Genomic DNA, 10,307 nt, shown 5'->3' with positions numbered 1-10,307 from the left:
AGAAGTTCTTCGAACTCGCCGACATCGCCAGGAGCGCTCGACGGGGAAAGACCGCGGCACCGATCTCGCCGCTGGCGCTGGAGGCGGTGAAGCGCATCGACGTCCTGTTCGACATCGAGCGCGAGGTGAACGGCTACTCGGCCGAGGAGCGTCTCGCCCTTCGGCAGGAGCGGAGCATTCCTGTTCTCGCCGATCTGGAGAACTGGATGCGCACCGAGCGGGCGCGCCTGTCGCGCCATGCTCCGGTCGCCAAGGCCATGGACTATATGCTGACGCGCTGGGAGGGCTTTGCCCGCTTCACCGCCGACGGCAGAATTTGTCTTACCAACAACGCTGCCGAGCGAGCGATCCGCGGCCTGGCCCTCGGCCGCAAGTCGTGGCTCTTCGCCGGCTCCGATCGCGGCGCCGACCGCTGCGCCTTCATGCTGACCCTGATCGCCACCGCCAGGCCGAACGACATCGAGCCGCAGGCCTGGCTCGCCGACGTTCTCGACCGCATTGCCGACACGCCGCAGTCCCGGCTCGGCGAACTCCTGCCATGGAATTGGGCAACAGGCGATGCGTCGGACGAACGGGTCGCTGCCTGACGCAGCTCATGCGTCGCGCCGTACGCACCAACCCCCTCAACACCCCCGTTATGCCTACATACGCCGTGACGGTTTTGAACTTCCGGAAAAGTGTTATGCGGCCTGCTCCCGGTCGATCGGTTGCAAATGATGCCACAATGGACCGTAACTCGTGGGCGAGGTGCCCGGACCTCACCGGCACCTCGCATATGAGTTCGCCACAACTCGCCAGCGGGTCAAGCCGAAAGACGCAAGCCGGAAAAATCAATCGAAAAGAAGAAAATCAGCCTCCCGCGGTCCACGCCGGATGCGTACTGTGCTGATACTCGCACGAAGCCAGCTCGGCGGTTTGATTAGCACTATCGACCCGCTCGTATTGACTTCGAATAATCGTCATCCGGCGAAAGTCTTCCGGCTTTTGCAGTGATCGCGGCACGTTGACGCAGCGCCCCAATTGAACCCTCCCAGGGCAACACTTTCTGGTCACGCAGATAGCCCGGCAGGTAACCGGACAGAAGGATTCGCCAGTCGGTTGGCAAGCCGGGTCCGATCATCTTCGCCAGATCGAACACGACCGTCGTGCAGTTGGCTGTCAGCGTGTTGTAGAAGGCGGGGTTCCATGTCAGATCGTTACCCTCATCGACATACTCCACGAAGAGAGTCTGCATCGCTTTCCGAGGGATGTCGATAGGATAGAGATAGACGTCCTCTTTGCGGATGTTCGTGCGCAGGTAAAGGATGTCCCGCTCCGTGGCTGCGATCAGCGCCAACTCGTAGGACTTGAAGAACCCGGCAAGGGAGGAAAACTCTTCGTCCCATTGGCGCCGGATCTCGACCGAAAAAACGACATGGCGACCGTCCGAGAAGCCAAAACTCACCAGCGTATGCGCGATTGCATCGATGCCCCAGTAGGACAAAGTGACGTCCATGCTCGACAAGTCAGCGAGATCGTAGTGTTCCGTCGTCCATCTCTCGACGAAGACATCGCGGCTCGTCCAGTCGAAATCACGGACATTCTCCAGCGTGGCGATTCGGCCTTCGTGTCGACCGGTCACGATGCGCGAGACGTCCGCTGCCCATTTGCGGTCATTGCGTGGCTCGATCGACCACCACCAGGCGGAAAAGCCGACGAACAGTAAGGCGATCATAGCCCAGCAGAGCCGAGGATATCTCCATCTGAGCGATGACGCGACGGCGATCATGGCGAGCCAAGACGCCACGAGCGCGATGCGACTGGCGAGGGGTTCCCCGGCATGGTACCAGAGAGCCATCGCGCTCCACGCCAGGAAAGCAAGGGCGACAACGGCGAGCACCCCCAGGGCAAGCCAACGTCCAGCACGCATCATGGCCGCGTCACTGACCGGTCGCGGTCTGCAGGGAACCGGTCAAGCTGCGGCCAGCGCCTTCGAGCTGATCGCGAAACCGCAAGCGGCTGTTCGGATCCACGACCGCAGCCGGCACCGAGGCGGCGGCGCCGATCACCGAGCCGACGCCCTGCGCGGTGCCGACGGCAGTGGCGCCGATCGCCTCGGCCAGGTTCACCCGTGAATCCGAAACCCGATCTCCCGCAATCAGCCGCTGGCCGATCGCCTGCACGACGAAGGGGCTCTCGGCGAATTTCGTGTGATTGAGACTGTCGCCCGCCTGGACATCGCTGAGGTCGACGACATTGACTCCGCGCCTGGCGAAGAACGTCAGCATCAGCGGGTTGTCGAGATCAATCGATCCAAGCCTTTGGACGCCGCCGGCAAGCCGCCGGGACACCTGCAGGGCGTAATCGTCCTGAGATGTGAATATGGTGATGCGATCTTGAGCCGGACCGAGTTCGTCGAGCTGTTGGCGAAAGACGTCGATGTCGAGATCGGGAGCGGCCAGAACGATGTTCCGGAGTTTTGCGGGCACTCGGCCCCGGCGGATGGTGAGCTGCCGGACCGCCTCCATCGCTAGCCAGCTTCCCATGGAATGAGCCATCAGCGTGATCTCGTCGACATTCGGGCTGTCGGCCGCCTGGGCGATGATCGTCTCGAGGCTGCTCCGCGAGTAATTGGCGCTTTCGCGATCGTAGAGATAGTCGAAGATGCTGCCGCGCGAAGGCCAGGTGAAGAGGATCGGCGCGGCGTTGACGCCGGTGTCGTGGCTGATCTGGGCGAAGCGGAAGACCGCCTCCTCATAGGTGGAGTTGAAGCCGTGAACGAAAATGAGAACGCGCTTCTTCGGGCCGGTTACATTGCGATACCAGGCCAGGGCATCCTTCTCCGCCATGGGCGCGATCTTGAGCGTGACGAATTCCTTGGATGGGTCACCCGGATTGGCCGTCGGATAGATTACCGTTCCGGGCTTGCGCACGTTGTCGGGGGGAATGGAGACGACGATGTTTTCGACCGAAAGGCCCGGTCCACGCTCACCGCTGAAGACCACACCCGGAACACGGGAGGGCTGACGCGTCGAGGCGACGAGCATGTTGACGATGTGCGCGCCACGCACCGTGCCGGACACCGGAATCAGCGTCGCGTAAGGCCGCGCGGCACAGCCCGTGAGCGCTAGGAGCGTCACGGCGAGCAACGCGAAAACGGTCCGCGCGGGAAATGGCCCGGCAGAGTGCTTCATTCAAAGATTCCAATCTGTCCCGGGACAGTCACATCGATCGCGAAGGGAAGCGGTGTGGCGACACGGAGCAAGCCCGATGCGAGAGCTACCGTCAATACCGATAAACCAGTCGCAGACCTGTCGATTCTAGGCCATCGTTCGAGTCGGCGATATTGGCGTTGGAGACGTGGTTCAGGTAGATCTGCGCACCGAGATTGCGGGTGAAATCGTAGCCGGCGCTGGCCTGCAGGTGAAAGAGGATCGGAGAGCCGAGATCCCTGACCTCCCCCTCGTCGTTGCCCACCTTGCTGTCGCTGTTGACCGAGCCGCCGAGGCTGAAGCCGAGATAGAAGGCGTCGGTGAGATAGGCCTCCCAGTTGAGGCCGGCATAGAAGACGTGGATTGGGTCGTTCGATATCGCAATGTCCGTGCCCAGATAGGGGCGTGGCGATCCGATGGCGGCGAGGAAATCCGGCGATGGCAGAAGCACTTCTGCGTTAACGGTGCCGCCCGAGAAGGAATCGGGTGTAAACGGGCCTGTGTCGTACAGGCCGCCTCCGAGGCGCCATTCCATCAAGTCGGCGTTCTTCCCAATGACGATGCCGCCAAGGGCCATGCGGGAGCTCTCTTGAGCCACCGCCGGGAGCGCGATCGAAGCAAATGCGGCAGCCAATATGAATCTCAGCATTGTCTCCAATCACCAACCTTGTGTTCCGTCGCCACACGAGACCCGAGAATGCCGGCTACGGAGAGTGTTCACTCGGCCTCGAGGACACCTGAAGCACGACGATTCGTCAGCGAGGTCAGAAGAGCAAAAGTACGGGTTCGTATCAATATGCTGCATCGAACTTGATGGCGTTGTGATGCTGGTGCAACAGTCCCAATGCACCTCGATCCTCTCCGGGATCACGGTCGCCATTTCGTGAGGCCTGCGCTCCACGGCGGAAGGGAACGACGTGCGGTCGACTATCGATAGCGATCGGAACGGCGCGTGCCCCCGGTGCCGCAAGCCGGAATGACGCCGCCGGATTACGTTCCGCCCTTACCTCACCTTTGATGTAAGGGGGTGGTAGCCCCGGATGAAGAACTCGACGTAGTCACGCACTTCTGCCTTGTCCGCCTCGGTGACGGTAGGCTCTCTGAGCCCGAGATGGACCCTGTCGATGTGTGGCAAAACGGTTCCGTCGAAAAACCGGCGGCTTGCTACCAAGGTGTCCATGGGACGTAGCTCGCCCGCGACGACGGCCTCGTCGAGAATGCGGGCCAGTGGCTGATGAAGCTGTTCGGTCGCTTTATTGACCGCCGCTATAACCCCGGGAATCGTCGAGCTCATGACGAGCAAGTTGTGGTAGAAGGTCGTGATCTCGGGCTGAAGAGCCTGTTCCAGAAGTTGCAGCGCCACGGTCTCCAGACGCTCGGCGAGATCGCCGCCTTCGACCATGGAAAATCCCGCGCCGACGAAACGCTCCTCGACGATCTGTAGGCAGACGGCCTCGAACAACTCGTCCTTGTTGGCAAAGCGGGCATAGAAGGTCTTCTTGGAGATCTTTGCCTGATGCACGATCAGATCAATGCTGGTTTCTCCGTAGCCCAGCGTCATGAAGTTCTGGCGCGCGAGCGAGATGATGAGCCTGGTCAGCTCCCTCGAACGATCCGGCGACGGACGCCCCCGGCTCCGTGCTGCTACAGTGTTCGGCAGTCGTTTGACCATTCTGCGTCATGGCATGGGGGTGATTCACCGCGACCGACGTGAATTATCTTCAATCGATGGATCTCCAACTGGTCCATTCTGCCATCTGCTACAGGTAGTCGAGCTTGAAGGCAACTGAGTTCAGAAAGGAAGTATTTGATGCGCGCGATCACTTGGCACGGCAAGCATGACATGCGCTGCGAGAGCGTGCCCGATCCCGAGGTCGAGCACGGCCGCGACGCCATCATCAAGGTCACGAGCTGCGCCATCTGCGGCTCGGACCTGCACTTCTACGACGGCTTCATGCCGGGCATGGAATCGGGTGATATCGTCGGCCACGAGTTCATGGGCGAGGTTATGGAAGTGGGCCGCGACAACAAGAAGCTCAAGGTCGGCGACCGGGTCGTCGTGCCGTTCACCATCGTCTGCGGTGAATGCGACCAGTGCCGCGCCGGACGTTTTTCGGTCTGCGAGCGGTCGAACCGCAACGCTGATACTGCCGCCAAGATGTTCGGTCATACCAGCGCGGGGCTTTTCGGTTATTCGCATCTGACCGGGGGTTATGCTGGCGGACAAGCGGAATTCGTGCGTGTGCCCTTCGCCGACGCCGGTCCGGTCAAGGTGCCCTCGACGCTTACCGACGAACAGGTCCTCTTCCTCGGCGACATCCTGCCGACCGGTTGGCAGGGCGCAGCTGAATGCGAGATCAAGCCGACGGACACGGTGGCCATCTGGGGCGCCGGTCCCGTCGGGCTCTTCGCCCTGCAGAGCGCGAAGATCATGGGCGCACGCCAGGTCATCGTCATTGATGAGGTGCCCGAGCGCCTCGCCATCGCCGAGCGCATGGGTGCAATCACCATCGACTTCTCCAAGGAGTCGACCGTAGAGCGGCTGAACGAGCTGACCGACAACAAGGGCCCGGAATGCTGCATCGACTGCGTCGGCATGGAGGCCCATTCCGGCTACACCCTCGAGCATGCCTATGACCGCATCAAGCAAACGGTGATGGCTGAGACCGATCGCCCGCACGTCCTGCGCGAGATGATCTATGTCTGCCGTCCGGGCGGCACGATCTCAGTGCCGGGGGTCTATGGCGGCATCGTCGACAAGATCCCGTTCGGCGCGGCGATGAACAAGTCGTTGACTTTCAAGATGGGGCAGACGCACGTCAACAAATGGGCCGACGACCTTCTGCGGCGGATCGAGGAGGGTCAGTTCGACACGACGTCGTTCATCTCCCATCGCGGCACGCTCGAAGACGCGCCGGAGCTCTACAAGACGTTTCGGGACAAGGCGGATGGCTGCACCAAAGTGGTGCTGACCCCCTGACACTTCGGATCAGCCCGACATTCTTTTGTGAAGTTCGTGGCTGGCTTATCGACATGCTCGGGTTGCCGATCCCAATTCTCAGAACGGCAACCCATTGCACACGTTTCAGCAGGCAGACACCGTGCTTGCGGCGGCTCCGTTGCGAAAACCGATAAGGGCCGCAGTGATCCCCTTCTGTTCTGTTTCAAGCCGGAATGAAGACGTTGAAGAGTCTGCCGATGAAGCAGGCTTCGCGACCCTAGGCGACGGCATTGAGCCAGCCATCGAATTGTCGCTTGCGGAACATGTGCATCACCTCGAACCCTTTCAGCGTTGCAGTGGCCGTTCTCTTCGATTGGAAGCCCCGAACATGACGGATCCGTTGCTTCAGACCGCCATGGTCGCATTCGATGCGATTGTTCAGGTATTTCTGCCGCCGATGCTCGCAGTCCGGCTTGATCAACCCTTCGGCCTTCAGCTGCCGGATCGCGTCGATGTAGGCGGGGTTCTTGTCCGTGGTGATCGAGGATGGCCGATCATGCTTGGCGCGTACAGCCTTTGACAGGAAGCGCTTCGCCGCCTTGGTGCTGCGGGTGTTCGACAGGTCAAAGTCAAGGGTCCGGCCATCGCTGGTGATCGCGCGAAACAGGTACTTCCATTCGCCGCGTACTTTCACGTAGGTCTCTCGACCCGCCAGCTGCGGCTTTGCCGGTTCTGGTACCACTGGATCCGCTTCTCGAGCTCGGGCGCGTAGTGTTGAACCCATCGATAGACGGTCGTATGGTCGACCGATAGGCCGCGCTCCTTCATCATCTCCTCCAGATCACGGTAGCTCAGCGAGGTGCGGCAGTACCAGCGCACGCAGAGCAGGATGATGTCCGGCGAGAAGTGCCGCCATTTGAACGCAGAGGACAGCGCTACTCTCCCACTCGCCGGTCATTGAAGCCTCAGGTTCGGACGGTATCCTGCTTTTTGCAACGGTGCCTTACCGAGCCCCTGGAAGTGCATGGAATATGCAGATGTGCAGCAGCACCATGAGATTGACCGCCGAAGAAGCTCTCTTGCTCGACCGACTATTCCGTGAGGGGTCTCAGCTTATGCGGGGAAACCCAATCGCGCGAGCGCTCGTGGAGAAAGGCTTCGCTCGATGGGCCGATGAGCAGGGAACGCTGGAAATTCGACCTGACGATCGGTCTCCCTAATCCCTCCCGACTGAGTATCGGCATCTACCGATAGATCCCCATGAACAGATCACCCACGGCTCGTCGCATCAGATACGTAATACGCCGCCGGGTCAGATGATGGGGGCGATCGTGGATCATGTGGCAGCGTTGGCAAAGCGCTGCGAGGTTCGCCGCCGCGTTGTTGCCGACGTCATGATCGAGATGGGCGCAGGCAAGAAAGACCCGCGTGAACAAGGCCGGGATCTCCGGCGGCAGATCCTCCGGCGCCGGCAGGTTGGTTCGGATCTTCCGGCCTTTCGTGTCACGCCATCGTCCCAACTCTGCGTCGAACCAGCGGCCATCGCCGAGATGACAGACGATCTGCCCATGCGCGCGACCGCAATGTTCGCAGCGTCCCCTGGCCCGGCGAAAGCGGATCGACTGCGACAGCTGCGGCCAGTCGAGCGGATAGAAGCCGCGCAGCTCAGGCTTGATCGGCATCGGCGTCCTCCCCTCCTGAACCAGCGGCTTCCTTCTGTCTCAGATTCTCGCGTGCGCGGGTGATGGTCAATCGACTGACGCCATATTCGCGCGCAAGCCTGGCGATCGAGGTGCCGCCTTCCAGTTCGCGGACGACAGCGCGCTTCTTGTCCTCGCTCAGGCGCGGCGGACGGCCCAGCGTCTTCCCTTGTCCTTTGGCCCGGGTCAGCCCGGCTTGCGTTCGCTCAATCAGGAGATCGCGCTCGAACTCGGCAACGGCATTGATGACGCCCATCGTCATGCGCCCTGCCGCACTGGTGAGATCGACACCGCCAAGCGCCAGGCAATGAACCTTGATGCCGAGCGCGGCGAGATGATCGACCGTCTTCCTGACATCCATCGCGTTGCGGCCGAGCCGATCGAGCTTGGTGACAACAAGAATGTCGCCCTCTTCCAGACGATCGATCGGTCGGGCGAAGCCTGGACGCTCCAGAGCGGTATGCGAACCTGAGATCGTCTCGACAACTGTCCGCCGCGCCTGGAGGTCGAAACCCGCGTTGCGGATTTCGCCGAGCTGGTTCTCGTTGGTCTGTTCGATCGTCGAAACGCGGGCATAGGCGAAAACGCGTGACATGACGGGGAAGAACCAACGAAACTGTATCAAAATCGGGGTCTCACGCATCGCGCATGCGCAGTTCTCAGGCAAGCTAATTTACGAGCAGATTCAGGAGGAGCGCTCAAAAGCGGTCACTTATGCGCTGGATGCTTATCTCAGACTGAGTCTACCCAAGAAATCCCTTCTCGTTTCGAGCAATAAGCCTTATCTTCGGATACTACCTGATTTCCTCAGTGCCAACAGGAATCACTTTCATGCTCGATCGACATATCGTACCTGTCGCAAAAAATGGGCGGATGAACCTCCCTTCGGCCCTCAGATCCAAACTCGACCTCAATGGCGGCGGAAAGATCGTGTTCATCGAGAAGGAGAACGGCGAGGTCGAGGTGACGACGCTGCGGCGCTCCCTCAAGCGAGCTCAGGATCTCGTTCGTCAATCCATTCCCTCTGATGTCGATTTGGTAGGTGATCTGATCAAGGAACGGCGCGCGGAAGCGTTGCGCGAAGCGGACGGTGGGGCATGACCGGGTTGGTGCTCGACACCTCCGCGATCATGGCTTTCCTTCGGGACGAGGCGGGAGCCGACACGGTCGCGTCGATGCTCGAGGACCGCGCGATCATCTCCACCGTCAATGTCCAGGAACTGCTCGCGAGCTTGGCATCGAAAGGCATGGCGCCGGAAGATGCGCGCCTTGCAGTCCGCTCTCTCAATCTCGAAGGACACGATTTCACCTGGGAACTCGCCGAGCGTGCAGCCGACCTGCTTGAATGGACGAAAGCCTTCGGCCTCAGCCTCGGCGATCGAAGCTGTCTCGCTCTTGCGCGGATGCTCAACATGCCAGCTGTCACTGCCGATCGTATCTGGTCAAACGTCGCAGAGAGCATTGGTGTCGAAGTGATTGTAATCCGCTAAATCATCGCATCAACGGCGGCTGTCGACCTATCATCGTCATTCGGAAAGACTCTCCCTCTCTCCGAAAGCTGCCGCTCGGTTTTCTACCTATCGCGGGCGACGGGAATTATGCTTCTGCGCCGAACTGACGAAAAGGACATAACTCTATCGGATGGTAGGAGGAACTTGGCCCACCTATGGCAATGGCTTTGCAGGGGACGATACAACAAAGCTGTCGGGCAGCCAGATTCGCCCTACGTAACGCGCTTAGGTCGGAATGAGGCAGATCATGATAGATCATTCTGCACAGCGAACCGGCGAGAATCGACCGAACGAAGCCGATAAAGTGCGAGATCGACATCAAGCGCTTGCGATCCTCCGCATACTCCGACGTCAACCCGGCGATCGCTTGAATAACCTAGTCCTAAACGATCTTCTTCGTTTCTACGCTTTGGACGACATTCAGGCTGACCTTCGGGAAGCGTTGGATCGTTTGGAGCGGTCTGGCTTGATCGCGAGGATCGACAGCGCTCCGGAGGTGATCGTCGTCGAACTAACGCAGCGGGGCGAACAGGTGGCGTCGGGACAGGCAACGGCGGATGGAGTGGAGCGGGCTCGCCCTGGAGCGTCTACTAAGGGTAGCACGGACAGCCCTCGTTATTGGTGGCGGTTTCCGTACGTAGGTTCTTCGTCATCGCTTTGCGACGACCGGTTCAAGCTGCCAGTTCGGAAAGAGCACATCGCGGATGCGTCCGATCTTGTCGACGCGCGTCCATGCCATCATCGGCACGTCCTGTCGGTTCGCTCGATCGTTCGCGCGGACGATCGCGTTTCGAAGCGACGAACGGCTGGCATAGAGTGAGGTGGTCCCGGTTTCCCGGCTCTTCCGCAGATTGTGTGGTTCATGATGCCATGAGGAACCGTCGGCGAAGGAGATCGAGGTTTCCGCGTCCGTACATTGAACGCTTGAACAGTTTGAGCTTGGTGACCTGCCCTTCCGTTTGCG

11 protein-coding genes and 1 pseudogene are annotated in these 10,307 nt (G+C 60.4%); 5 read left to right on the top strand and 7 right to left on the bottom strand.

What is annotated here, in order from left to right:
• Positions 1-587, top strand: a 587-nt coding sequence (locus tag GTK09_RS26785) for an IS66 family transposase (RefSeq protein WP_163466446.1), incomplete at its 5' end; no start/stop codon positions are given.
• Between the two features lie 338 nt (positions 588-925).
• Here the strand turns inward: GTK09_RS26785 and GTK09_RS26780 are convergent.
• From GTK09_RS26780 to GTK09_RS26765, 4 genes are all read right to left on the bottom strand, one after another.
• Positions 926-1,912 carry an Lnb N-terminal periplasmic domain-containing protein gene (locus GTK09_RS26780; RefSeq protein WP_163466445.1) on the bottom strand — a complete coding sequence of 329 codons (987 nt, stop codon included), beginning with the start codon at positions 1,910-1,912 and terminating at the stop codon, positions 926-928.
• A gap of 7 nt (positions 1,913-1,919) precedes the next feature.
• Positions 1,920-3,173, bottom strand: coding sequence for an alpha/beta hydrolase (locus GTK09_RS26775; RefSeq protein ID WP_163466444.1), 1,254 nt, complete (start codon positions 3,171-3,173; stop codon positions 1,920-1,922).
• Between the two features lie 91 nt (positions 3,174-3,264).
• Positions 3,265-3,768, bottom strand: a complete 504-nt coding sequence (locus GTK09_RS26770; RefSeq protein ID WP_163466443.1) for an acyloxyacyl hydrolase — start codon at positions 3,766-3,768, stop codon at positions 3,265-3,267.
• 426 nt (positions 3,769-4,194) lie between these two features.
• Entirely contained in the window at positions 4,195-4,863 is a 669-nt protein-coding gene (locus GTK09_RS26765; protein WP_163466442.1) for a TetR/AcrR family transcriptional regulator, read from the bottom strand.
• A gap of 138 nt (positions 4,864-5,001) precedes the next feature.
• Between GTK09_RS26765 and GTK09_RS26760 the strand changes: the two genes are divergently transcribed.
• Positions 5,002-6,171: a zinc-dependent alcohol dehydrogenase gene (locus GTK09_RS26760; protein ID WP_163466441.1), complete on the top strand. Its 1,170-nt coding sequence runs from the start codon at positions 5,002-5,004 to the stop codon at positions 6,169-6,171.
• 218 nt (positions 6,172-6,389) lie between these two features.
• On the opposite strand, the pseudogene GTK09_RS26755 reads toward GTK09_RS26760, so the two are convergent.
• From GTK09_RS26755 to GTK09_RS26745, 3 genes and pseudogenes are all read right to left on the bottom strand, one after another.
• Positions 6,390-7,065: pseudogene (locus tag GTK09_RS26755) on the bottom strand (IS6 family transposase); the annotation flags it as partial.
• A gap of 311 nt (positions 7,066-7,376) precedes the next feature.
• Positions 7,377-7,814 carry a hypothetical protein gene (locus tag GTK09_RS26750; RefSeq protein ID WP_163466440.1) on the bottom strand — a complete coding sequence of 146 codons (438 nt, stop codon included), beginning with the start codon at positions 7,812-7,814 and terminating at the stop codon, positions 7,377-7,379.
• Positions 7,798-8,427, bottom strand: coding sequence for a recombinase family protein (locus GTK09_RS26745; RefSeq protein WP_163466439.1), 630 nt, complete (start codon positions 8,425-8,427; stop codon positions 7,798-7,800). Before GTK09_RS26745 ends, GTK09_RS26750 begins: the two co-directional genes overlap by 17 nt.
• Before the next feature lie 236 nt (positions 8,428-8,663).
• Here GTK09_RS26745 and GTK09_RS26740 point away from each other — a divergent pair, with 236 nt between their 5' ends.
• From GTK09_RS26740 to GTK09_RS28255, 3 genes are all read left to right on the top strand, one after another.
• Complete coding sequence (locus GTK09_RS26740; RefSeq protein WP_163466438.1) at positions 8,664-8,933, top strand: AbrB/MazE/SpoVT family DNA-binding domain-containing protein; 270 nt, start codon at positions 8,664-8,666, stop codon at positions 8,931-8,933.
• Positions 8,930-9,322 (top strand): type II toxin-antitoxin system VapC family toxin, encoded by a 393-nt coding sequence (locus GTK09_RS26735; RefSeq protein ID WP_163466437.1) that lies wholly within the window; start codon positions 8,930-8,932, stop codon positions 9,320-9,322. Before GTK09_RS26740 ends, GTK09_RS26735 begins: the two co-directional genes overlap by 4 nt.
• Before the next feature lie 256 nt (positions 9,323-9,578).
• The gene (locus tag GTK09_RS28255; RefSeq protein WP_446685278.1) at positions 9,579-10,163 is read left to right on the top strand and encodes a VpaChn25_0724 family phage protein; all 585 of its coding nucleotides are present in this window, start codon (positions 9,579-9,581) and stop codon (positions 10,161-10,163) included.
• Positions 10,164-10,307 lie beyond the last annotated feature (144 nt).

It is taken from the genome of Jiella pacifica (assembly GCF_010500815.1).
Classification (GTDB): Bacteria; Pseudomonadota; Alphaproteobacteria; order Rhizobiales; family Rhizobiaceae; genus Jiella; species Jiella pacifica.
This window is presented reverse-complemented; position numbering and strand designations above follow the sequence as displayed.

Coding starts and splice junctions, on each gene's coding strand:
- GTK09_RS26745 (WP_163466439.1), bottom strand. CDS start 8,427: ATGTCACGCGTTTTCGCCTATGCCCGCGTTTCGACGATCGAACAGACC.
- GTK09_RS26775 (WP_163466444.1), bottom strand. CDS start 3,173: ATGAAGCACTCTGCCGGGCCATTTCCCGCGCGGACCGTTTTCGCGTTG.
- GTK09_RS28255 (WP_446685278.1), top strand. CDS start 9,579: ATGAGGCAGATCATGATAGATCATTCTGCACAGCGAACCGGCGAGAAT.
- GTK09_RS26780 (WP_163466445.1), bottom strand. CDS start 1,912: ATGATGCGTGCTGGACGTTGGCTTGCCCTGGGGGTGCTCGCCGTTGTC.
- GTK09_RS26750 (WP_163466440.1), bottom strand. CDS start 7,814: ATGCCGATCAAGCCTGAGCTGCGCGGCTTCTATCCGCTCGACTGGCCG.
- GTK09_RS26735 (WP_163466437.1), top strand. CDS start 8,930: ATGACCGGGTTGGTGCTCGACACCTCCGCGATCATGGCTTTCCTTCGG.
- GTK09_RS26770 (WP_163466443.1), bottom strand. CDS start 3,768: ATGGCCCTTGGCGGCATCGTCATTGGGAAGAACGCCGACTTGATGGAA.
- GTK09_RS26765 (WP_163466442.1), bottom strand. CDS start 4,863: ATGGTCAAACGACTGCCGAACACTGTAGCAGCACGGAGCCGGGGGCGT.
- GTK09_RS26760 (WP_163466441.1), top strand. CDS start 5,002: ATGCGCGCGATCACTTGGCACGGCAAGCATGACATGCGCTGCGAGAGC.
- GTK09_RS26740 (WP_163466438.1), top strand. CDS start 8,664: ATGCTCGATCGACATATCGTACCTGTCGCAAAAAATGGGCGGATGAAC.